General features: G+C 59.4%; 24 protein-coding genes and 1 riboswitch. Of the genes, 16 read left to right on the top strand and 8 right to left on the bottom strand.

Annotation, left to right across the window (positions count from 1 at the left end; genetic code table 11):
• Positions 1–2 precede the first annotated feature (2 nt).
• From AC007G_RS14945 to acpT, 9 genes are read left to right on the top strand one after another with little or no spacing between them, the layout of a single operon-like run.
• On the top strand, positions 3–425 hold the full coding sequence (locus AC007G_RS14945; RefSeq protein ID WP_142630304.1) for an acyl-CoA thioesterase: 423 nt from the start codon (positions 3–5) through the stop codon (positions 423–425).
• Positions 422–1027 carry a LolA family protein gene (locus tag AC007G_RS14940; protein ID WP_032690394.1) on the top strand — a complete coding sequence of 202 codons (606 nt, stop codon included), beginning with the start codon at positions 422–424 and terminating at the stop codon, positions 1025–1027. Before AC007G_RS14945 ends, AC007G_RS14940 begins: the two co-directional genes overlap by 4 nt.
• Positions 996–3320: an MMPL family transporter gene (locus AC007G_RS14935; RefSeq protein WP_479466619.1), complete on the top strand. Its 2325-nt coding sequence runs from the start codon at positions 996–998 to the stop codon at positions 3318–3320. Before AC007G_RS14940 ends, AC007G_RS14935 begins: the two co-directional genes overlap by 32 nt.
• Complete coding sequence (locus tag AC007G_RS14930; RefSeq protein WP_142630300.1) at positions 3317–3901, top strand: DUF3261 domain-containing protein; 585 nt, start codon at positions 3317–3319, stop codon at positions 3899–3901. Before AC007G_RS14935 ends, AC007G_RS14930 begins: the two co-directional genes overlap by 4 nt.
• A 1-nt stretch (position 3902) precedes the next feature.
• Positions 3903–5072, top strand: a complete 1170-nt coding sequence (locus AC007G_RS14925; protein WP_032690391.1) for a beta-ketoacyl-[acyl-carrier-protein] synthase family protein — start codon at positions 3903–3905, stop codon at positions 5070–5072.
• Positions 5069–5545, top strand: coding sequence for a hotdog family protein (locus tag AC007G_RS14920; RefSeq protein ID WP_032690390.1), 477 nt, complete (start codon positions 5069–5071; stop codon positions 5543–5545). Before AC007G_RS14925 ends, AC007G_RS14920 begins: the two co-directional genes overlap by 4 nt.
• The gene (locus AC007G_RS14915) at positions 5542–6273 is read left to right on the top strand and encodes a 3-ketoacyl-ACP reductase FabG2 (protein ID WP_032690389.1); all 732 of its coding nucleotides are present in this window, start codon (positions 5542–5544) and stop codon (positions 6271–6273) included. The genes AC007G_RS14920 and AC007G_RS14915 overlap by 4 nt, the downstream gene beginning before the upstream one ends.
• Positions 6270–7499: a beta-ketoacyl-ACP synthase gene (locus AC007G_RS14910; RefSeq protein ID WP_032690388.1), complete on the top strand. Its 1230-nt coding sequence runs from the start codon at positions 6270–6272 to the stop codon at positions 7497–7499. Before AC007G_RS14915 ends, AC007G_RS14910 begins: the two co-directional genes overlap by 4 nt.
• A gap of 1 nt (position 7500) precedes the next feature.
• Complete coding sequence (gene acpT, locus AC007G_RS14905) at positions 7501–8070, top strand: 4'-phosphopantetheinyl transferase AcpT (RefSeq protein ID WP_085397272.1); 570 nt, start codon at positions 7501–7503, stop codon at positions 8068–8070.
• Between the two features lies 1 nt (position 8071).
• Here the strand turns inward: acpT and arnF are convergent, their stop codons facing one another.
• The 8 genes from arnF to AC007G_RS14865 all read right to left on the bottom strand — a co-directional run bounded on the left by arnF (position 8072) and on the right by AC007G_RS14865 (position 16349).
• Positions 8072–8455: a 4-amino-4-deoxy-L-arabinose-phosphoundecaprenol flippase subunit ArnF gene (gene arnF, locus AC007G_RS14900; RefSeq protein ID WP_032690386.1), complete on the bottom strand. Its 384-nt coding sequence runs from the start codon at positions 8453–8455 to the stop codon at positions 8072–8074.
• Entirely contained in the window at positions 8455–8793 is a 339-nt protein-coding gene (gene arnE, locus AC007G_RS14895) for a 4-amino-4-deoxy-L-arabinose-phosphoundecaprenol flippase subunit ArnE (protein ID WP_004868642.1), read from the bottom strand. Before arnE ends, arnF begins: the two co-directional genes overlap by 1 nt.
• On the bottom strand, positions 8790–10445 hold the full coding sequence (gene arnT / locus AC007G_RS14890) for a lipid IV(A) 4-amino-4-deoxy-L-arabinosyltransferase (RefSeq protein WP_032696939.1): 1656 nt from the start codon (positions 10443–10445) through the stop codon (positions 8790–8792). The genes arnE and arnT overlap by 4 nt, the downstream gene beginning before the upstream one ends.
• Positions 10442–11344, bottom strand: a complete 903-nt coding sequence (arnD, locus tag AC007G_RS14885; RefSeq protein ID WP_032696940.1) for a 4-deoxy-4-formamido-L-arabinose-phosphoundecaprenol deformylase — start codon at positions 11342–11344, stop codon at positions 10442–10444. The genes arnT and arnD overlap by 4 nt, the downstream gene beginning before the upstream one ends.
• Positions 11341–13326, bottom strand: a complete 1986-nt coding sequence (gene arnA / locus AC007G_RS14880) for a bifunctional UDP-4-amino-4-deoxy-L-arabinose formyltransferase/UDP-glucuronic acid oxidase ArnA (protein ID WP_131064061.1) — start codon at positions 13324–13326, stop codon at positions 11341–11343. Before arnA ends, arnD begins: the two co-directional genes overlap by 4 nt.
• Positions 13323–14306 carry an undecaprenyl-phosphate 4-deoxy-4-formamido-L-arabinose transferase gene (gene arnC, locus AC007G_RS14875; RefSeq protein WP_032696942.1) on the bottom strand — a complete coding sequence of 328 codons (984 nt, stop codon included), beginning with the start codon at positions 14304–14306 and terminating at the stop codon, positions 13323–13325. Before arnC ends, arnA begins: the two co-directional genes overlap by 4 nt.
• Before the next feature lies 1 nt (position 14307).
• Positions 14308–15447: a UDP-4-amino-4-deoxy-L-arabinose aminotransferase gene (arnB, locus tag AC007G_RS14870; RefSeq protein ID WP_032690381.1), complete on the bottom strand. Its 1140-nt coding sequence runs from the start codon at positions 15445–15447 to the stop codon at positions 14308–14310.
• 368 nt (positions 15448–15815) lie between these two features.
• Entirely contained in the window at positions 15816–16349 is a 534-nt protein-coding gene (locus AC007G_RS14865; RefSeq protein ID WP_162180062.1) for a phenolic acid decarboxylase, read from the bottom strand.
• A 97-nt stretch (positions 16350–16446) separates the two neighbouring features.
• Between AC007G_RS14865 and AC007G_RS14860 the strand changes: the two genes are divergently transcribed.
• The 7 genes from AC007G_RS14860 (at position 16447) to nikR (ending at position 22801) form a co-directional block, all read left to right on the top strand.
• A complete protein-coding gene (locus AC007G_RS14860) occupies positions 16447–17307 on the top strand; it encodes a LysR family transcriptional regulator (protein WP_032690379.1) in 861 nt (286 codons plus the stop codon).
• A 195-nt stretch (positions 17308–17502) separates the two neighbouring features.
• A complete protein-coding gene (nikA, locus tag AC007G_RS14855) occupies positions 17503–19071 on the top strand; it encodes a nickel ABC transporter substrate-binding protein (RefSeq protein WP_142630298.1) in 1569 nt (522 codons plus the stop codon).
• A complete protein-coding gene (gene nikB / locus AC007G_RS14850; RefSeq protein WP_046853369.1) occupies positions 19071–20015 on the top strand; it encodes a nickel ABC transporter permease subunit NikB in 945 nt (314 codons plus the stop codon). Before nikA ends, nikB begins: the two co-directional genes overlap by 1 nt.
• Positions 20012–20845: a nickel ABC transporter permease subunit NikC gene (gene nikC, locus AC007G_RS14845; RefSeq protein ID WP_136895219.1), complete on the top strand. Its 834-nt coding sequence runs from the start codon at positions 20012–20014 to the stop codon at positions 20843–20845. The genes nikB and nikC overlap by 4 nt, the downstream gene beginning before the upstream one ends.
• Entirely contained in the window at positions 20845–21609 is a 765-nt protein-coding gene (nikD, locus tag AC007G_RS14840) for a nickel import ATP-binding protein NikD (protein WP_479466618.1), read from the top strand. The genes nikC and nikD overlap by 1 nt, the downstream gene beginning before the upstream one ends.
• Entirely contained in the window at positions 21606–22397 is a 792-nt protein-coding gene (gene nikE, locus AC007G_RS14835) for a nickel import ATP-binding protein NikE (protein WP_142630296.1), read from the top strand. Before nikD ends, nikE begins: the two co-directional genes overlap by 4 nt.
• On the top strand, positions 22385–22801 hold the full coding sequence (gene nikR, locus AC007G_RS14830) for a nickel-responsive transcriptional regulator NikR (RefSeq protein ID WP_032690373.1): 417 nt from the start codon (positions 22385–22387) through the stop codon (positions 22799–22801). The genes nikE and nikR overlap by 13 nt, the downstream gene beginning before the upstream one ends.
• 139 nt (positions 22802–22940) lie before the next feature.
• Positions 22941–23124: riboswitch (M-box (ykoK) riboswitch) on the top strand.
• Positions 23125–23177: the final 53 nt, after the last annotated feature.

Below are 23177 nucleotides of genomic sequence, written 5' to 3'. Positions count from 1 at the left end.
GGGTGCTGAACGATCCCCGTTTTACTACCGAGGTAGAGCTGACCGTACCGTTTCACGACGTCGATATGATGGGCGTGGTGTGGCATGGCAACTACTTTCGCTACTTTGAGATTGCCCGCGAGGCGCTGCTTAATCAGTTCAACTATGGCTACCGCCAGATGAAAGAATCCGGCTATCTCTGGCCGGTGGTGGATACCCGGGTGAAATACCGCGACGTGCTGACCTTTGAACAACGTTTTCGCGTACGTGCCCGGATAGAAGAGTACGAAAACCGGCTGCGCATCGGCTATGAGATTTTTGCCGCCGACAGCGGAAAACGCACCACCACCGGCTATACCATCCAGGTCGCCGTGGAGGAGAAGAGCCGTGAGATGAGCTTCGTCAGCCCGGATATCCTGTTTGAGCGCATGGGGGTGAAGCCATGAGATGGTGGCCCCTGCTGGCGCTGCTGATTAGCCCGTTGGTCAGCGCCCTGACGCTTGACGATCTGCAGCAGCGCTTTACCGAACAGCCGGTGATCCGCGCCCACTTCGATCAAACCCGTACCATTAAGGATCTGCCGCAGCCGCTGCGATCCCAGGGCCAGATGCTGATCGCCCGCGACCAGGGGCTGCTGTGGGATCAGACCGCACCGTTCCCGATGCAGCTCCTGCTGGATGATAAACGGATGGTACAGGCGATCGGCGGCCAGCCGCCGCAGACGATCACCGCCGAGAACAACCCGCAGATGTTCCAGTTCAACCATCTGCTGCGCGCGCTGTTTCAGGCCGACCGTCAGGTGCTGGAGCAGAACTTCCGCGTTGAGTTTGCCGATACCGGCGAAGGGCGATGGACCCTGCGCCTGACGCCGAAAACCACACCGCTGGATAAAATCTTCGCCACCATCGACCTGGCTGGCCAGCGCTACCTGGAAAATATTCAACTCAATGATAAACAAGGCGATCGTACCGATATCGTCCTCTCTCAACATCAACTGACGCCCGCGCAACTGACCGATGACGAACGACAACGATTTGCTGCACCGTAACCGCCGGAGCATCGCGCTGCTGTGGGGCTGCGCCTGCCTGCTGATGCTGGGCGTTCTGCTGACGCTGCTGCCGCAATCGCGGGTCAACAGCAGCGTGCTGGCGATGTTGCCGAAGCAGACCCTTGGCGCGATTCCCCCGGCCCTGAACGATGGCTTTATGCTGCGGCTGGACCGGCAGATAGTCTGGCTGGTGAATCCCGGCAAGCAGGTCGGTCCTCAGGCGGCAGGCGAATGGCTCACTCTCCTTCAGCAATCGCACGCTCTCGCAGAGGTGAAAGGCCCTATGGATGCCCCCAGCCAGCAGGCCTGGGGAACATTTTTCTGGCAGCACCGCAACGGGCTTATCGATGATGCTACCCGCGCCCGCCTGCAAAACGGCGGCGCGGCGCAGGCGCAGTGGGTCCTCTCCCAGCTCTACTCCGCCTTCTCCGGCGTCAGCGGCAAAGAGCTGCAAAACGATCCGCTGATGCTGATGCGCGGCGCGCAGCTGGCGATGGCGCAAAACGGCCAGCGTTTGCAGCTCAAAGATGGCTGGCTGGTGACCCAGGATAAGCAGGGAAACGACTGGTATCTGATCCACGGCGAGCTGGCCGGATCCTCATTCGATATGCAGCAGACGCACCGCGTCGTGACGACCCTCGCGGAGCTGGAAGAGCAATTAAAAGCGCGCTACCCGCAGGCACAGGTGCTCGCCCGCGGGACGGTGTTTTACAGCGACTACGCCAGCCAGCAGGCGAAGCAGGATATCTCCACCCTCGGTATCGCCACGCTGCTTGGCGTGATCCTGCTTATCGTTGTGACTTTCCGTTCGCTTCGTCCGCTGCTGCTGTGCGTAATTTCCGTTGGCATTGGCGGGCTGGCGGGCACCGTCGTCACGCTGCTGCTGTTTGGCGAACTGCATCTGATGACGCTGGTGATGAGCATGAGCATTATCGGTATCTCCGCCGACTATACGCTGTACTATCTCACGGAACGAATGGTCCACGGGCATGATGCCACGCCGTGGCAAAGCCTTGCCAAAGTCCGCCGCACGTTGCTGCTGGCGCTGCTGACGGCCGTGGTGGCCTATCTCATCATGATGCTCGCCCCCTTCCCCGGTATTCGTCAGATGTCGGTGTTCGCCGCCGTCGGACTGAGCGCCTCCTGCCTGACGGTGATTTTCTGGCATCCGCTGCTGTCCCGCGGTCTGCCGGTTCGCCCGGTGCCGGCGATGGGGCTTATGCTTCGCTGGCTGGCGGCATGGCGACGCAACAAAAAACTGTATATTGGCCTGCCGCTGACGCTGGCGCTCTTATCGCTGGCCGGTATCGCCACCCTGCGGGTCGATGACGATATTTCACAGCTCCAGGCGCTGCCGCAGCATCTTCTGGCCGAAGAAAAAGCGATCGTCGCCCTGACCGGCCAGAGCGTGGATCAGAAATGGTTCGTGGTCTACGGTGCGACGCCGCAGCAGACGCTGGAGCGGCTGGAGGCCTTTACTCCTGCCCTTGCCCAGGCGCAACGTCAGGGGATGCTCAGCGGTTATCGTACGCTTCCGCTCAATTCGCTGGCCCGTCAACGCCAGGATCTGGCGCTGCTCAACGCGGCAGCCCCGGCGGTCACCGCCGCGCTGCAAAACGCCGGGCTCAAAACGGTCGATGCCGATCTTTCCGCCATGCCGGTCACGGTCGATGACTGGCTTGCCAGCCCGGCCAGCGAAGGCTGGCGCCTGCTGTGGCTGACGCTGCCAGGGGGCGAAAGCGGGGTGCTGGTTCCGGTTGACGGCGTGAAAACAAGTGCGGCGCTACGGGCCCTGAGTGAAAAACAGCCCGGCGTCGCGTGGGTAGACAGAAAAAGTGCCTTTGACGAACTGTTTACTCTCTATCGCCATATTTTGACGGGGCTGCTGGTGGTTGCGCTGGCGGTCATCGCCTGTGGCGCCATATTGCGTCTCGGCTGGCGCAAAGGGTCGATCGGCCTGCTGCCCTCCGTGCTGTCATTAGGCTGCGGGCTGGCGGCCCTCGCCTTCAGCGGCCACCCGGTGAATCTGTTTTCACTGCTGGCGCTGGTGCTGGTGCTGGGGATTGGTATCAACTACACCCTGTTTTTCAGCAACCCGCGCGGAACGCCGCTGACGTCACTGCTGGCGATCATCCTCGCCATGATGACCACCCTGTTGACCCTCGGCATGCTGGTCTTCAGCGCCACCCAGGCCATCAGCAGTTTTGGCATTGTGCTGGTCAGCGGTATTTTCACCGCTTTCCTGCTCTCCCCGCTGGCGATGCCCGGTAAAAAAGAGAAAAAAAGACGATGATTAAACACAGACTCCGGTGCGCCGCGGCGCTGGCCGCCACCTTCATCCTCGCCGGGTGCAGCCTCTCGTCCAGCCCCATGCAAGGGCGACCGCAGGCATGGCTGGAGCCGGGAACTCGCGTGACGTTACCGGCGCCGGGCATCACCCCGCCGCTGAATGCCCAGCAGCTGCTTACCGGGCGTTTTCACGGCCAGACTCAGTCGCTGCTGGTGATGCTCAACGCGGATGAGCAAAAAGTCACGCTCGCCGGTCTCTCATCGATGGGGATCCGCCTGTTTCTTGTGACCTATGATGAAAAGGGGCTGCACACCGAGCAGTCTATCGTGGCCCCGCAGCTGCCGCCGGCAAGTCAGGTGCTGGCCGATGTGATGCTCAGCCACTGGCCTGTCGCCGCCTGGCAACCGCAGCTGCCGGGCGGCTGGACCCTGACCGACACCGGCGACCGCCGCGAGCTACGCAACGCCAGCGGCCAGCTGGTGACGGCGATCGTCTACCTGAACCGGGATGGTAAGCGCGAGCCGATCAGCATTGAGCAGCGGGCCTTTAAATACCACATCACCATTCAATATCTGGGTGACTGAGATGATCTACATTTCTGCTGTCGGCATGATCAATGCGCTGGGCGACAACTGCGATGAAATCGCCGCGAATCTGACGCGCGGTGTTGCCCCCGGCATGCGCCCGCGTGCGGGCTGGCTAGAGGGACAGCCCGCAGCGGTACTCGGCGGCGTGGATGCCGTCCTGCCTGCCATTGCCGATGATTTTGCGGCCCACCGTTCGCGCAATAACCAGCTGCTGCTGGCGGCGCTGACCCAGATTCGTCCCCAGGTCGATGAAGCCATCGCGCGCTTCGGCAGCGACAGAGTCGCGGTGGTGCTTGGCACCAGCACCTCCGGCCTCGACGAAGGTGATATTCACGTGGCGGCCACGCTTAACGGCGGGGCCAGCGCTGGCTGGCAATATCCGCAGCAGGAGCTGGGCGATCCTTCGCGTTTTCTGAGCCACTGGCTGGCGCTGGACGGCCCGGCGTTCACCCTCTCCACCGCCTGCTCCTCCAGCGCCAGGGCCATGATCAGCGGGCGACGGCTGATTGAAGCCGACCTCGCCGACGTCGCGATTGTCGGCGGCGCCGATACGCTGAGCCGGATGCCGGTGAACGGTTTTCATAGCCTGGAGTCCCTCTCGGTGACGCGATGCCAGCCTTTTGCCCGCGACCGCTGCGGGATTACCATCGGTGAAGGGGCGGCGCTGATGCTGTTGACGCGCGAGCCGCAGCCTATCGCACTGCTGGGCGTCGGCGAATCAAGCGATGCGCACCATATTTCGGCCCCGCATCCACAGGGCGAAGGCGCCATCCGCGCCATTACCCAGGCGCTTGACGATGCCGGCATCACCGCCGGGGCGGTGGGCTACATCAACCTGCACGGCACCGCCACGCCGCTTAACGATCGGGTGGAGTCGCAGGTCGTGCAGCAGCTGTTCGGCGACACCGTGCCGTGCAGCTCAACCAAACACCTCACCGGACATACTCTCGGCGCCGCCGGGATCACCGAAGCGGCAATCGGGATGCTGATTTTGCAGCGTCATTTGCCACTGCCGGCCCAGGATTTCAGCCTCTCGCCGCGCGACCCGGCGCTGGCGGAGTGCGGTATTATCGCCACGGCGCAGCCTCTTGAACGCCCGGTGATTTTGTCCAACTCATTTGCCTTTGGCGGCAACAACGCCAGCATTTTGCTCGGGAGAGTTTCATGAGCCATTACCTGGCGCCCGGCGCCTATCTGCCGCACGATGCCCCGATGCTGCTGCTCGAAGAGGTGCTGGAGGTGACCGAGGAAACGGCCGCCTGCCGCGTGACCGTCGCCTCCGGGGGCGTACTGACGCCGTTTCTTGATGCCAACGGCGATCTGCCGGGCTGGTTTGCGCTGGAGCTGATGGCGCAGACCATTGGCGTCTGGTCCGGCTGGCATCGTCAGCAGAAAAACCTGGACAACATCGCCCTCGGTATGGTGCTGGGAGCCAGAGAACTGGTATGCGCCGCCGGGGTTCTGCCTGCCGGGCATACGTTGACCATCGCAGTCAGCTTATTAATGCAGGATGAACGTTTCGGTAGCTTCGAATGCACCATCTGCTGCGGGAATGACACGCTGGCAACGGGCCGCATCAACACCTTCCAGCCCACCCAGGAAGAGTTAACGACGCTTTTTAATCAGGGAGAGAAACCATGAGTCGTTCCGTATTAGTGACCGGTGCCAGCAAGGGTATCGGGCGTGCCATCGCCTGCCAGCTGGCGGCCGATGGCTTTATTGTCGGCGTCCATTACCATCGTGACGCAGAGGGCGCGCAGGAGACGCTGAAGAGCCTCCGCGCCGCCGGGGGAGCAGGCCGGACATTGAGTTTTGATGTCGCCAACCGTGAACAGTGCCGCGAGGTGCTGGAGCAGGAGATCGCGACTCATGGGCCGTGGTACGGCGTGGTGAGCAATGCCGGCATTACCCGGGATGGCGCCTTCCCGGCGCTCAGCGACAACGACTGGGATGCGGTGATCCACACCAATCTCGACAGTTTTTATAACGTCATTCAGCCGTGCATCATGCCGATGATCGGCGCCCGTCAGGGCGGACGGATTATCACGCTCTCTTCGGTGTCAGGAGTCATGGGCAATCGCGGGCAGGTTAACTACAGTGCCGCCAAAGCGGGCATTATCGGCGCGACCAAAGCGCTGGCCATTGAGCTGGCAAAACGCAAGATCACCGTCAACTGCATTGCCCCTGGGCTGATTGATACCGGGATGATCGCCATGGAAGAGACCGCCCTCAAAGAGGCGATGTCGATCGTTCCGATGAAACGCATGGGTCAGGCCGAAGAAGTCGCCGGACTCGCCAGCTATTTGATGTCGGATATTGCGGGCTATGTGACGCGTCAGGTGATTTCCATCAATGGAGGTATGCTATGACTCGTCGCGTCGTCATTACCGGCATGGGCGGCGTCACCGCCTTCGGTGAAAGCTGGCAGGCGGTATCCGCCAGACTACAGGCCTACGAGAACGCCGTGCGCACAATGCCGGAGTGGCAAATCTATGATGGTCTGCATACGCTACTCGGCGCGCCTGTCGACGATTTCACCCTGCCAGAGCACTATACGCGCAAGCGTATTCGCGCCATGGGCCGCGTCTCGCTGATGTCCACCCGCGCCAGCGAACTGGCGCTGGAACAGGCCGGACTGATTGGCGAGGCGGTTCTCACCAATGGCGAAACCGGTATTGCCTACGGTTCCTCTACCGGCAGCACCGGTCCGGTCAGCGAATTCGCCACCATGCTGACGGAAAAGCATACCAATAACATCACCGGCACCACCTACGTCCAGATGATGCCGCACACAACCGCAGTGAACACCGGCCTGTTCTTCGGCCTGCGCGGGCGGGTCATTCCCACCTCCAGCGCCTGCACCTCCGGCAGCCAGGCGATTGGCTATGCCTGGGAGGCGATTCGTCACGGCTATCAGACCATCATGGTGGCCGGCGGCGCTGAAGAGTTGTGTCCGTCGGAAGCCGCTATTTTCGATACGTTGTTCGCGACCAGCCAGCGTAACGATGAGCCGAAAACCACACCGTCGCCGTTCGATGAAGCCCGTGACGGACTGGTGATTGGCGAAGGCGCCGGCACCTTTGTACTGGAAGAGCTGGAGCATGCCAAAGCCCGAGGGGCGACGATTTACGGTGAAATCATCGGCTTCGCCACCAACTGCGACGCGGCGCATATTACCCAGCCGCAGCGGGAAACCATGCAAATCTGCATGGAGCAATCGCTCAGGATGGCCGGTTTAAGCGCCGAGGATATTGGCTATATTTCGGCGCACGGCACGGCGACCGATCGCGGTGATATTGCCGAGAGCCAGGCCAGCGCGGCCGTGTTTGGCGACCGCGTTCCGATCTCTTCGCTAAAAAGCTATTTTGGCCATACCCTGGGCGCCTGCGGGGCGCTGGAAGCCTGGATGAGCCTGCACATGATGCGGGAGGGTTGGTTTGCCCCTACGCTCAACCTGCGCCGTCCGGACCCACAGTGCGGCGAGCTGGATTACATTATGGGCGAGAGCCGGCGGATCGACTGCGAATTTATTCAGAGTAATAACTTCGCCTTCGGTGGGATCAATACGTCAATCATTATTCAGCGCTGGCCCTGATATGTATCGACTTTTTCTGGGAAAAATCTCGACGTTAAGCACCCGGCCTCTGCCGCAGAGCCTCGCGGCTCAGGCGCCGCAGGGCAGTCGGCGCGCAAGCTGGCTGGCGGGTCGGGTCCTGTTGGCGCAGGCGGTGTCGCCGCTGCCTGAGATTATTTACGCTGAACACGGTAAACCGGGGTTCTCCGGCGAGACGGGGCTGTGGTTTAACCTCAGCCACAGCGGCGATGATATCGCCCTGCTGCTCAGCGATGAAGGCGAGGTCGGCTGCGATATCGAAGTGATACGCCCTCGACCGAACTGGCGCAGGCTGGCTAACGCCGTATTCAGTCTCGGGGAGCATGCGGAGGTCGAAGCGGAGCATCCGGAACGGCAGCTCGACGCCTTCTGGCGTATCTGGACGCGCAAAGAAGCGATGGTTAAGCAGCGCGGCGGCAGCGCCTGGCAGATTGCCAGCGTCGACAGCACGCGCGGCGCGACGCTCCCGGTCAGTCAGATTCAGCTTGCCGATCTGAGTCTGGCGGTCTGCACGCCAACGCCGTTTGCGTTGAGGGCCGACAGGATTCGCTGACTCAGGCTTTACGCTTCGCCGGCCAGAAGATTGTCAGCACGCCGGCGATGATAATCAGCACCCCCAGCAGGGAACGCCAGTGGAAAGGCTCATGCCAGCCGGGCAACCAGATGGCGGCGGCCCAGACCAGAATGTAGCTAAGGCTGAGCAGCGCGTAGGCTTTAGCCAGCGGCAGCTGGTGCAGCGCAAAGTACCAGCAGACCATCGACAGCAGGTAGCCGCTCAGCCCCAGACCCAGGCCGATAGTTCCGGCACGCAGGTGTAGAAGATGATTGAGAAACGCGAACAGGTCACTCAGCGGCGGCAGCTCAACCATCGCCCCGCGCAGTAGAAGCTGTGCGGCGCTGACCAGCCCGACGCTGAATAACGCCCAGATTAACCCCATCAGACGCTACTCCCGAGCACCACGATGCCAACCACAATCAGCCCTACGCCGACCCAGTGCCGCCGGGCTACCGGCTCGCGCCAGATCCCCCAGGCCGCTAACGTCACCCAGACAAAATTGAGGCTCAGCATGGGATAGGCCACACTCACCGGAATGGATTGCAGCACGCTCAGCCACAGCAGCATACCGCCGCCGAGCGCCAGGAGCGCAAGGCCCAGCCAGCCGAGAATATGGCGACCGCGCCGCCGTGATTTAGACGGGCGCGTCGCCTGTTTCTGGCACAGCTGCCCGGCGCAGCTTAACAGGCTCGCCAGCGCCAGGCAGATCCAGGTACTCATTGCGGCAGATACTGGAGAAACACAACCCGCTCTAACACATAGCTGCTGTCAGGTTTCGGTAGCGGTAAATCGGCCATGTTTTCTCCTTTATCCATCAACAGCACCAGCGATACCGGTCCTTCCTGGCGATGCGCTGCCAGCCAGCTGGCAAACTCACTCTGGCTCACAAAGCCATTCTTCGCATCCGGCCAGTCTAAACCGTACTTCAGTTCGCCCTGCTTGTCATACATGATGATATCGTTGCGCTTGAGTTCCCACGCCAGACCCGCGGCAATGCCAACGTTGTTGCTCAGCACATAGCGGCTTGGCGCCAGCGATTCACCAATAATATCGACCATGAACTGCGGCTGCTTACTATCAATCACCCGGTCAGGAATAGCAAAGCCAATCAGCAGCGCCAGCCCCAGGGGACAGCAGGCGGCTAATGTCCAGCGACGACCGTTATCTTTCATCGCCAGCCAGCCCATCAGCGCCCAGACGGCAAACGCAATCGCCGCCAGCAGACATTTATACAGCTCGATCTGCGTCCAGACCGGTTTATGCATCACGCCCCACGGCGACACCACCAGCACGGCAATCAGGCCAACCAGACCAAAGACAAGGTTGATGAGGCCGTTAATGCGCAGCGCTTTCGCTCCCGCCTTCGCCGCATCCAGCGCATAGCGTGCCATCAGAATCGATAGCGGCCCGAAGCACGGCAGAATGTAGGTCGGTAGTTTCCCTTTGGCGATGCTGAAAAACAGGAACGGCATCGCCACCCAGCCAAGCAGATACAGCGCGCCGCGCACGTCATCGCGCTCGCTCCAGCCGCGCTTCAGCGCCCCGGGCAGCAGCGCCAGCCACGGCAGGCTTCCGGCGAGCAGGAACGGGATGTAATACCAGAACGGCGCCTTGTGCTGGGCATCTTTTTCGGCAAAGCGTTGAATATGCTCCACCCAGAAGAAATAGCGCCAGAAGTCCGGTTCGCGTTTGGCGATAGCCAGGCCCCAGGGCAGCACCGTCAGGATACAGACGCCCACCGCCAGCCAGCCGTAGGTCAGCACCTCACGCCAGCGTTTCTGGGCAATCACCCACGGCAGGACCCCGACAACCGGCACCGCCAGCGCCAGGAAGCCTTTGGTCATCACCCCCATTCCACAGGCCACCCCCAGCAGCGCGTAGCCGATGAGTTTACCGTTTCGGGTCTGCGCCTGAGCGGCGCCCCAGAAACTGCACATCGCCAGCGCCATCCACAGGGTGATCATCGGGTCCAGCACCGCATAGGTGCCAATAGCGTAGACCAGCAGAGCGGTCAGGAAGATCACGGCGGACAGAATCGCCACCCGTTTGTCCTGCCAGATTCGCCATGCCAGCCACGCAATCAGCAGCGCGGTGACGCTAATGGAGAATACCGAGCCAAAGCGTACGGCAAAGTTATTGTGACCAAACAACCACTGCCCGATGCTGTTAATCCAGTATCCGGCAATCGGTTTTTCAAAATAGCGCAGCCCGAGAAAATGCGGCACCACCCAGTCACCGGACGCCAGCATCTCGCGGCTGATCTCCGCATAGCGCGTTTCATCAGGCTGCCAGAGCAGGCGGAAATTCAACGGAAGTAGATAATACAGCGCAAATAACACCACTAAAGAGACGCTATAACGAATGCTTTTCATACGTCCTGACTCAATAATTGTTCACGCCCAAGCCAGCCTTCCCGGCCAGCCAATTCACCGCGAACCACTTTACCCAGCGGCAGCTCGCTAAAATCTGCGGGCAGCAGTTGGCTCAGCGGGCAAAACTGGATTTCTTCCTGTGCGGCCATCGTCAGCAGTTCATCAAACTGCCGGGCAAAGGCAATTCCTTCCACTTCAGCATGAATGGTGTAGACCGGCGTACCGCTATCCTGATGAATACAATCCAGAAGATAGCGATTGAAGCCCCCGGCATCGACGCTACTGCCGACCACTTCATCCCAGGTAGGCAGCGTAACGGGGATCTGCACCGTACCTGTCACCTTGTCGCCCAGCAACGGCAGGAAGGGACGCGAGCCCCGGCAGTCGCTGTTGTAGAGGAAATTGAAGGACTCTTTGGCTTTAATCACCCGCTGATCCGCGCGCCAGCCCGCCACGGCGGAACAGGTGACCGAACGGCCGATGATCCGCTCCAGCTCGAGCAGGCCACGTTCGACCTCCAGCGCCAGCCGCTCCTGTGGCCAGACGCCGCTCCATGCCTGCCAGCTGTAATGATCCCAGGCATGCAGACCCACTTCATGCGTCTGCGCCGTCGCACGGATAACCTCTTCATTACCCGCGCCAATCCGTCGCCCAGGCCAGGCGGTGCCGGCCAGCAAAATATCCCAGCCGTACAGCGAAGCGGCGTTTGAACGCAGCATCTTCCACAGAAACTTCGGTTTTATCAGGCGCCATAAATGACGCCCCATATTGTCCGGCCCAACGCTGAAGAAGAAGCTTGCCTGAACCCCGTGCTGGCCCAGCAGGCTCAACAGGCGCGGTACCCCGTCCCGGGTACCGCGAAAGGTATCGACATCTATGCGTAAGCCGACCTGTTTCATGATGTCTTATCGTCCACCAGCTCAACCGTGCGCAGGAAGAAGTCGAGCGTATGCTCCACGGTTTCTTCCATCGGAACCGTCGGCGTCCAGTTCAGGCAGCGCTTCGCGTTACGAATGCTCGGCTTACGATGCTCCACATCCTGATAGCCCTTACCGTAGTAATCGCTGCTCTCGACGTCGCGGAAACCGGCGAACGGCGGGAAGTTATTGCGCAGCGGATGACGCTCGAAGCACGCCAGCAGCATCTCCGCCAGCTCTTTGATGCTGGCTTCGTTTTCCGGGTTACCGATGTTGATAATCTGCCCGTCGCAGCGGCCGTCTTTGTTCTCAATAATGCGGAACAGCGCTTCGATACCGTCGCTAATATCGGTGAAGCAGCGTTTTTGTTTACCGCCTTCGATCAGCTTGATCGGCGAACCTTCAACCAGGTTCAGGATCAGCTGAGTAATCGCACGAGAGCTGCCGATACGCGCGGCGTTCAGGTTATCCAGACGCGGTCCCATCCAGTTAAACGGGCGGAACAGGGTGAAGCGCAGACCGGACTTGTCGCCATAGGCCCAGATAACGCGGTCGAGCAGTTGCTTCGATACCGAGTAAATCCAGCGCTGTTTGTTGATCGGGCCGACCACCAGGTTTGAGGTGTCTTCATCGAAGTTTTTGTCGGTGCACATGCCGTACACTTCGGAGGTCGACGGGAAGATAATGCGCTTATCGTATTTCACGCAGTCGCGGATAATCTTCAGGTTCTCTTCGAAGTCCAGCTCGAACACGCGCAGCGGGTTGCGGGTATATTCGATTGGCGTCGCGATGGCCACCAGCGGCAGTACCACGTCGCATTTCTTAATGTGGTATTCGATCCACTCGGAGTGAATGCTGATATCGCCTTCAACGAAGTGGAAGCGCGGGTTGCCGAGGAAACGACTGATCGCGTCCGACCCGATATCCAGGCCGTAGATTTCATAGTTGTCATCGGCGAGCAGGCGCTCGGTCAGGTGGTTGCCGATAAAACCGTTCACGCCAAGGATCAGCACGCGGGTACGACGTTTCATCGCCACAACCGGTTTGCTGCTCAGTACCGCACCGGATACCAGCCCCAGCGCCTGCGCCAGCTGCGTACCCTGCATGTAAACGCCGCGCTCGGTTTGACCGGTTACGATCTCCAGCGCGCCATCCTGACAAGCGACCACCAGCGGAGAGGTCGACATCACCGTTCCAGGCTTCGCCGCTGCCAGGTCCTGACGCACGCGGGATTTCCAGACGATAAATTTATTCGCGCCCACATAGCCAAACGCCCCCGGCCACGGATCGGAAACCGCGCGGACCAGGTTATGCAGCGTCAGCGCAGGTTTGTCCCAATCGAGACGGCCATCTTCCGGCGTGCGGCGCCCAACGTAGGTGGCCTGGCTTTCATCCTGGGCACGAGCCTGGATTTTATCTTCACGAATCGCCGGCAGAGCCTGGTTTAGCAGCTCTGACGCCGCGGCGCACAGCTTGCGATGCAGGCTCAGCGCGACATCATCAGAACCGATAGCCACCGTCTGCTGCGCCACGATATCGCCGGCATCCGCACGGCTGACCATGCGATGCAGGGTCACGCCGGTTTCCGTTTCACCATTAACCAGCACCCAGTTCAACGGCGCGCGGCCGCGATATTGCGGCAGCAGAGAACCGTGCAGGTTGAAGCCGCCTTTTGGCGCAAGGCTGAGGATATCGTCGCCCAGCATGTTGCGATAGTAGAAAGAGAACAGTACGTCCGGCTTCATGTCGCGGATGCGTTCAATCCACAGCGGGTGGTTAACATCTTCTGGTGCCCACACCGGGATACCTTGTTCAGCAGCAATACGCGCAACCGAGCCAAAGAAATGGTTTTCGCCAGGGTTATCCGGATGGGTGAAAATAGCGGCGATTTCATACCCGGAATCCAGCAGAGACTGAATGCCAGCACAACCCATATCGTGATAAGCGAAGACTACAGCTTTCATGAACGATCTTCCTCTTGAGACGCCGTTTCCGGCTGACGAACAACACGTTGAATAAAGTAGCGGGGACGGGCGCGGACATCGTTATAGATGCGTCCGATATACTCCCCGAGCAGCCCCATGCCGACAAACTGCGCTCCGATGAACATGAACAGTACGGCAAACAGCATGAACACCCCTTCCGCCGCCCACTGCGGGCCAAATACCAGTCGCAGGAACACCAGCAGGAAGGCGAAAGCGAAGCCCAGCAGGGCAATCACGCTGCCAAAGACGCTAAGCAGACGCAGCGGCGTGGTGGTCAAACAGGTCACCAGGTCGTACATCAGATTAATCAGGCGCATAAAGCTGTATTTGGAATCGCCAAATTCACGTTCCGCGTGCATCACCGGGATTTCGACCGCCCGGCGGGCAAAGGTATTTGCCAGAATCGGGATAAACGTACTGCGCTCATGGCAATTGAGCATCGCGTCAATAATGTGGCGACGATAGGCGCGCAGCATGCAACCGTAGTCCCCCATCGCTTTACCGGTGGTACGTTGAATCAGGCGGTTGATCATCTTCGACGCGCTTTTGCGAAAGAAGGTATCCTGGCGGTTCTGCCGAACGGTACCGACCACGTCGTAACCTTCGTCCGCCTTCGCCACCAGGCGCGGGATCTCTTCCGGCGGGTTTTGCAGGTCGGCATCAAGGGTAATAATCAGATCGCCGGTGACATGGCTGAAGCCCGCCATAATGGCCGAGTGCTGGCCATAGTTGCGGTTAAGCAACACCGCGACCACATGGCTGCCCTCGGCTTCTGCCGCCTCGGTCAACATACGGGCAGACTCATCGCTGCTGCCATCGTCGACCAGCAGAATCTCATACTGGCGATCCAGCGTCGCGCAGGCGGCATCCGTACGGCGAATCAGCTCGGGCAGGCTCTCCTGTTCGTTATAAACCGGAATAACGACCGAGACTTTTTTCACGGGTGGGTAAGTAAACATATCAACATCCTGACAGCTGGTGCAGCGCGGAAATGACCCGAGTGACGTCATCGTCGGTCATATCCGGGAACAAAGGGAGTGAACAGATACGCGCGCTGTTCCATTCCGTATTCGGTAAGGAAAGCGTCGGAAAACGCTCGCGGTAGTATTTTTGCGTGTGGGCCGCGCGGAAGTGCAGGCCGGTGCCGATGCCCATGGCTTTCAGTTTTTCCATCAACGCATCGCGGCTAATCCCGCAGGTGGCTTCATCCACGCGAATAATAAACAGGTGCCAGGCGTGCTGGTGTTCCCATTCCGGTATCGCCAGCGGCTTAAACGGCGTATCCGCCAGCTCGCGCAGATAGCGTTGGGCAATCTCGCTACGCCGCTGGTTGGCATGGGCCAGTTTATCCAGCTGTACCAGCGCCAGCGCGGCGTTGATATCGGCCAGATTGTATTTAAAGCCCGGCGAAATCACCTCCGCCTGCGGCGCCCGGCCATGCGTCTGACGGTCATAGGCATCGACGCCAAGTCCGTGAAATTTCAGGCTACGAATGCGCGATGCCAGCGCATCGTCATCGGTCACGATCAGACCACCTTCGGCGCAGGTCATATTTTTGATGGCGTGGAAAGAGAAGATCGCGCAGCCGCGTCCGCCCACGTGTTTGCCCTTGTAATACGTCCCCGCCGCGTGCGCGGCATCTTCAATCACCGGAATGCCGTGACGTTCTGCCACGGCGCGAATCGCGTCGATATCCGCAGGCGCACCCGCGTAGTGCACGGGAATAATCGCCTTGGTGTTGGGAGTAATCGCCGCTGCCACCGCTTCGGCGGTAATCATCAGATTGTCGCGATCGACATCGATCATCACCGGTGTCGCACCCAGCAGACAAATCATGTTCAGCGTGGAAACCCAGGTCTGGGATGGCGTGATGACTTCATCGCCCGGGCCAATGCCCAACGCCATCAGCGTGACGTGCATGCCGCCAGTCGCCGAACTCACCGCCACGGCGTGACGGTTGCCGGTCAGCGTACAGAATGCCTCTTCCAACGCCTGGTTTTTCGGTCCGGTAGTGATCCAGCCCGATTGCAAAACTTCACGCAGCGCAGCCAGCTCTGCGTCGCCCATCGACGGGCGCGAAAACGGCAAAAATTCGCTCATCATGTTCCTGTTCTGTATATGACCCTTTCAGGGTTACGGGGTCGATAGAAAAAATATCCTGCGCCAGCGGACTTAAACAAAATGAAAATGGAATCTCTTCAGCACCACTTTTCATTCCAGGGTATTTGACGTTATTAAATTTAGACGGGGTTGCTTAGGATAATATTAAGAAATTAATATAATTTGCCGGACAGACAATAATCAATTGTTTTTAAATGGAATTTACAAATGACGAGGCGGGAGAAGAGAGGGAAACCGGCTCCCGTTCATGGGCAAAACAGGAGCACGATGTAGTAAAGTAAACAGACATTAAACGGTTAAACAATAAATAGAATTTTATTCTGCAATCTGAATTTCAAAAACAGATCTTAGCTCACAAAATCATTTCCGGTAGATGACAAATTTGCAGGAAAGTCAGCCGGTAATTGATTAGCCGGGCAATTAATGACGCTGTTATTATCCGCGCCGCAATCACGTATAAAGGTAATGGTGGCGAACTCGTCAATCACTTCCGTCGGGTAAGCCGGTCCGGCTTCACGGTAAGAAACCATCAGCGGGATATGATCGTTCTGGAAGCAGACGGTTTTTTCCGGATTATTCATCACCCAGCGCGGGAAGAAGATGGTGCCGTGAAACAGTTTGTCGCCGAGGTTGACGATCAGGCTCACATCAGTGCCGGTCGGTTCGGTCCAGGAAATTTTGTAGATGCTTTCACCAACGCGAACGATGTAAGCCTGCTGATCTTTCACCCAACGATTCGCGACGATACCGCTGTGAATTCGGTAATCCAGGGTGTTGGCGTTTTTCACGTAAATTTCGTAATTCCAGCCGTTATCGTAGGTATAAACCAGATGTTTGCCGATAAAACCGCTCAGGTCATGTTTGTCGAATGTGCTCATAATCTGTTCTCCTCTATTTGTTGAGAACAAGCATACTGCTTTAAAAAATGGATGAATAACGCTATGTTTTGATGAAACTCATTCACTTTTTCGATAAATAATGCACAAAACGACGCTGGAACAATGGGCCTTGCTGGAAAAAGTCATCGCGCTCGGTAGTTTCGCAAAAGCAGCAGAAGAGACTCACCGCAGCCAGTCTTCGGTGAGCTATAACCTCGCCCTGTTGCAGGAAAGGCTGGGCGTCGCGCTGCTGCACCCCTCAGGCCGCCGCGCGGTCCTCACTCCGGCCGGAGAGCTGCTGCTAAGCCAGGTAAAACCGCTCCTGCAGGCATTTTCATACGTTGAAACCCGCGCGGCGACCCTGCACAACGGCGCACGAACCCGTCTGGACCTGGTTGTGGACAGTATTTTCCCTCGCGAACGGCTGTTTGCCATTCTGCGCCAGTTTCAGCAGCGCCATCCGCAGACTCAGGTGAGGCTGACCGAAGTCCTCGAAAACATGAAAGATGAGCAGGAGGCCCGCAGCGAAGCCGACGTGATGGTACTCACCCGCCGCCAGGATATTACCGGGCGCGGCGAATGGTTGATGAACATTGATTTTGTTGCCGTTGCCCACCGGGACCATCCGCTTGCCAGACTGAGCGGCCCCCTCGACGACAGTGCGCTGGCCTCCTGGCCGCTGGTACGTATCGCCGATCGCAGCGACGACCCGCAGACGGGGCGCGAGGCGTGGACGTTTTCCACCATTGATGCCGCTATCGATGCCGTGCTCTATCAGGTCGGCTTCGGCTGGCTCCCGGAAGAGCGCATCCGCTCCCGGTTGGATCAGGGTCTGTTGAAAATATTGCCGCTCAGCCACGGCGCCCGACGCGCTACCCCGCTGCACCTGATCGTCAAACGCGATCTGGCGCCCATTGATGAGCAGCTCGCCACGCTGCTGGCGCTGTTCAGAGCGCCCTGAATCGCCCGCTTGCGCGGGCCTACGGGCCACTCATCCTTCACGTTGTCTCGACCTGGCTAACCCGCAGACAATCTGAATGATAAAGTGTGTATATGAAATTCTTATACTTTCTGTCCTGACATTGATCCAGGTTAGGCCTGAAGTATGATGAATTATTAAAATCATCATACTTTCCTTCCTGTTGAGATAAAGACCTTGTCTATTTTCCGCACCACGCTGCTGGCGCTCCTCGCCTGCGCACCTCTGCTGACCGCCGCCGCTTCCTACGACATCACCACCGCCTGGCCGGTGAACGTGGGTCCGCTGAATCCGCATCTGTATACCCCCAACCAAATGTTTGCCCAAAGCATGGTGTATGAGCCGCTGGTCAAGTACCAGGCGGATGGTGCGGTAAAGCCGTGGCTGGCCACCCGCTGGAGCCACTCTGCGGACGGGAAAGTGTGGCTCTTTACCCTGCGTAACGACGTGCAGTTTTCTAACGGCGAGCCGTTCAATGCGCAGGCTGCGGTCGCCAACTTCCAGGCGGTGCTGGCTAACCGGCAGCGCCATGCCTGGCTGGAGCTCACCAATCAGATTACCGACGTGCGGGCGCTCGGCGATACGCAGCTGCAGATTACGCTCAAAAGCGCCTACTACCCTTTCTTGCAGGAGCTGGCTCTGCCGCGCCCGTTCCGTTTTATCGCCCCTTCGCAGTTTGTGGAAGGGGGAACGCAACACGGTATCAAAGCGCCCATCGGTACCGGCCCCTGGGTACTGAAAACTTCGAAACTCAACCAGTATGATGTGCTGGTACGTAACGACCGCTACTGGGGTGACAAACCGGCGATCCGCCAGGTGACCGTGAAAGTGATTCCGGATCCGATGACCCGCGCCGTGGCCTTTGAAACCGGCGATATCGATCTGCTTTACGGTAACGAGGGCCTGCTGCCGCTGGATACCTTCGCCCGTTTCAGCCATAACCCGGCCTGGCGTACCCAGCTCTCTCAACCTGTGGAAACGGTGATGCTGGCGCTTAACTCCGCCAGAGCCCCCACCAATGAACTGGCGGTGCGTGAAGCGCTGAATTATGCGGTGAACAAAAAATCGCTGATCGACAATGCGCTGTACGGTACGCAGCAGGTGGCCGACACGCTTTTCGCCCCTTCCGTACCGTACGCCAACATTGGTCTGAAACCGCGCCACTACGACCCGCAGCAGGCCAACGCCCTGCTGGAGAACGCCGGTTGGATCCGGCCCGCGGGCAAAGCGATTCGCGAGAAGAACGGCCAGCCGCTGCACATAGAACTGTCGTTTATCGGTACCGATGCCCTGAGTAAGTCGATGGCGGAGATAATCCAGGCGGATATGCGCCAGGTCGGGGTGGATGTGGCGCTGATCGGTGAAGAGGAGAGCAGCATTTACGCCCGCCAGCGCGACGGCCGCTTTGGCATGATCTTTAACCGTACCTGGGGCGCGCCGTATGACCCGCATGCTTTTATGAGCTCAATGCGCGTCCCCTCGCACGCTGATTACCAGGCGCAGCAAGGGCTAGCGGACAAATCACTGATTGATAAAGAGATTGGGCAGGTTCTGACCACCAGCAACGATGCGCAACGTCAGGCGCTGTATCGCGATATTCTGACTCGTCTGCACAACGACGCGGTCTATCTGCCCGTCAGCTATATCTCAATGATGGTGGTGGCGAAACCCGAGCTGGGAGCGATTCCTTACGCACCGGTTACCGCTGAAATTCCGTTCGAACAGATCCAGCCGGTGAATCCCTGATGCAACGTTATCTGCTGCGCCGCATTCTGCTGCTGATTCCGATGATTTTTGCCGCCTCGGTGATTATCTTCCTGATGCTGCGCCTCGGCACCGGTGACCCGGCGCTCGACTATCTGCGGCTTTCAAACCTGCCGCCCACGCCGGATATGGTGGCCTCTACGCGGGCGATGCTCGGGTTGGATCAACCGCTCGTCGTCCAGTACGGCCGCTGGCTGTGGCGGGCGCTGCATCTCGATTTTGGCGTATCATTTGCCACCCAGCGCCCGGTGCTTGACGATGTGCTGCGCTTCCTGCCCGCCACGCTGCAGCTGGCGGGCGCGGCGCTGGTGCTGATCCTGCTGACCTCGGTACCGCTGGGCATCTGGGCCGCGCGTCACCGCGAGAATTTGCCGGATTTCATCGTGCGGATCATCGCCTTTCTCGGCGTGTCGATGCCAAACTTCTGGCTCGCCTTTTTACTGGTGCTCTTCTTCTCGGTCTATTTACAGTGGCTGCCGGCTCTGGGCTACGGCGGCTGGCAGCATATCATCCTGCCGGCCGTGTCGATTGCGTTTATGTCGCTGGCGATTAACGCCCGCCTCCTGCGCGCCAGCATGCTGGAAGTCGCCGGACAGCGCCATGTCACCTGGGCTCGCCTGCGCGGCCTGAATGCCAGGCAAATCGAACGTCGCCATATTCTGCGCAACGCCTCGCTACCGATGATTACCGCCGTGGGAATGCACATTGGCGAACTGATCGGCGGGACGATGATCATCGAAAATATCTTTGCCTGGCCGGGCATCGGGCGCTATGCCGTTTCGGCCATTTTTAACCGTGATTATCCGGTGATTCAATGCTTTACGCTTATCATGGTGGTGGTATTCGCCCTGTGTAATCTGGCGGTCGATCTGGTAAATGCCGCGCTGGACCCGCGCATTCGTCGTCATGAAGGAGCGCACTCATGAGCTTTTTCTTCTCAGCGCGCGGTTCGGTGCGCGCGGCGCTGGTCATCATCGTCCTGCTGACGCTGGTGGCGCTCACCAGCCAGTGGTGGCTACCGTATGATCCGCAGGCCATTGATTTACCTTCCCGTCTGCTGTCGCCAGACGGCCAGCACTGGCTGGGAACCGACCATCTTGGCCGCGATATTTTCTCCCGTCTGCTGGCGGCGACCCGGGTGTCGCTGGGGGCGGTGATGGCCTGTTTACTGCTGGTTCTGGCACTGGGGCTCCTCGTTGGCGGCTGTGCCGGCCTGATGGGCGGGCGCGTCGATCAGCTCACCATGCGGGTGGCCGATATGTTTATGACCTTTCCTACCTCCATTCTGTCGTTCTTTATGGTCGGCGTGCTGGGGACCGGGTTGAGCAACGTGATTATCGCCATCGCCCTGTCGCACTGGGCGTGGTACGCGCGCATGGTTCGTAGCCTGGTGGTGTCCCTGCGCCAGCGCGAGTTTATTCTCGCCGCGCGGCTGAGCGGCGCAAATCGCTGGCGGCTTTTCCTCGATCACCTGGCCGGTGCGGTGGTGCCGTCGCTGCTGGTCCTCGCTACCCTCGATATCGGTCATATGATGCTGCACGTCGCCGGGATGTCGTTCCTCGGCCTTGGCGTCAGCGCACCCACGGCGGAATGGGGGGTAATGATTAACGATGCGCGGCAGTTTATCTGGACCCAGCCGCTACAGATGCTGTGGCCCGGCCTGGCGCTGTTTATCAGCGTGATGGCCTTTAACCTGGTGGGCGACGCGCTGCGCGATCGTCTCGATCCTCACCTGATCGCGGAGCACAGCCACTGATGCCGCAAAAGATCCAGTTAGAACACTTTACCCTGTGCACCGGCCGCCCGCTGGTGACGGAGCTGTCGCTGACCCTGCGTCGCGGGCAGGTGCTGGCCCTGCTGGGCAGCAGCGGTTGCGGAAAATCGCTGACCTGTGCCGCCGCGCTTGGCGTTCTGCCCCCCGGCGTCCGGCAAACCGCCGGGCGTCTGCTGCTGGACGGCATTCCGGTGCACGGCGAACAGCTACGGGGCGGAACCATTGCCACCATTATGCAGAATCCGCGCAGCGCCTTTAATCCGCTGTATACGATGGCGACTCACGCGCGGGAAACCTGCCGCGCCACCGGCCAGCCTGCGGATGATGCGGCGCTTATTGCCGCCATGACCGCCGTCGGTCTGGAAAACCCGTCTCAGCTGCTGAAACGCTATCCCTTCGAGATGAGCGGCGGGATGTTGCAGCGAATGATGATCGCCCTCGCCCTGCTGAGTAAAGCCCCCTTTATCTTCGCCGATGAACCCACCACCGACCTCGATGCCGTGGCGCAGGGGCGCATTCTGGATCTGCTGGAAGAGATTGTCTCCAGCCGCGGCCAGGGACTGCTGCTGGTGACTCACGACATGGGCGTGGTGGCGCGGCTGGCGCACGAGGTCGCGGTGATGGACCGCGGGCGCATCGTCGAGCATTGCGACGTCAATACCCTGTTCAGCGCCCCCCGGCATCCGGTGAGTCAACGGCTGCTGGCGGCGCACCTGGCGCTGTACGGAATGGAGTTTGCAGGATGAACCTACTGAATGTTACCGACGTCAGCCACGATTACCCGCACCATCCGGGCGTGCTGCGCGACGTCAGCCTGAACGTCCAGGCGGGTGAAACGGTGGCGCTGCTTGGACGCAGCGGCTGCGGTAAAAGCACCCTGGCGCGGATGCTGGTCGGCCTTGAGACACCGGATCACGGCGAGATAACCTGGCGCGGGACGCCGATTCATACGCTAAAAGGCGACGCGCAACGGGCGTTTCGTCGTGATATCCAGCTGGTTTTCCAGGATGCTCAAAGCGCGGTGAACCCGCGAAAAACGGTGAATGAGATCATCAGCGAGCCGCTGCGCCATCTGTTTCGCTTCGCGCGCGATGAGCGCCAGGAGCGGGTCGACGCGATGATGCAGGCGGTGGACCTTTCTCCACACCTGCTCGACAAACGCCCGCACCAGCTCAGCGGCGGGCAGCTGCAGCGGGTCTGCCTGGCGCGGGCGCTGGTTGTGCGTCCCCCCTTACTGATCCTCGATGAGGCCGTCTCGAATCTTGACCTCGTTTTGCAGGCGGAGATCGTTGCGCTGCTGAAGCGTCTGCAGGTACAGTTTTCTACCGCCTGCCTGTTTATCACCCACGATCTGCGGCTGGTAGAGCGCTTTTGCCAGCGGGTGATGGTGATGGAAAGCGGGCAGATTCTTGAGACCACGGCGGTCAACACGCCGCTGCACCTTCAGTCAATGGCAGGACGGACACTTCAACGTGCGGTCCTCCCTGCTTTTCCACCTTCCCTTGCCATAGAGAAACGACCATGCAGCGCGTAACCCTGACTCTTGATGACGATCTTCTGGCGACCCTGGACGCGCTGAGCGCCCAGCGCGGCTATCACAACCGTTCGGAGGCGGTGCGCGATATCTTGCGCAATTCGTTGATGCATGAGCATGCGCAGCGGCCCGAACAGCGCGGTTACGCGGTGCTTTCCTATGTCTATGAACATGAAAAGCGCGAGCTGGCAAGCCGACTGATCGCCACGCAGCATCACCATCATGACCTGTCCGTTGCGACGCTGCATGTACATATCAGCCATGACGACTGTCTGGAGATTGCCGTCCTTAAAGGTGAAATGGGCGAGGTGCGGCATTTTGCCGATGAGGTGATTGCCCAGCGCGGCGTACGTCACGGGCATCTGCACTGCTTAACCGCGCAAGACGAGGGTCCGCACGACTGACCCGCCGATGATGGCGGAAACGCAATTCGACGTATCGCCCTGAAAACCGACCAATTTAACGTGGTTTATCAACAGTTGATAAACCACGTAAATTATATGCTTTCACCACTTTTCTACCTGCCTATAATGGCCGCTCATTTAACGATCTCGTTATGGCGAGGCTCCTGCACAAATACAAGTTACCGCCCTGCTGGTATCGAGAGAGACCACTCAGGGAAATACAGGCATCCATCGAATCAAGGTGTTGCCAAGGTAACTTCTGACGGCATTCATGCCGGACAGATACGTTGTGCAGTGCTAAAACCAGGACGTAGGGATCTGCCTGTGCTCATCCTGTCTTGTTCGCCCCTATGAGTGATTTTTTATAGGGAATTAC

The sequence above is a fragment of the Klebsiella sp. CSG-1 genome, assembly GCF_056521145.1.
This window is presented reverse-complemented; position numbering and strand designations above follow the sequence as displayed.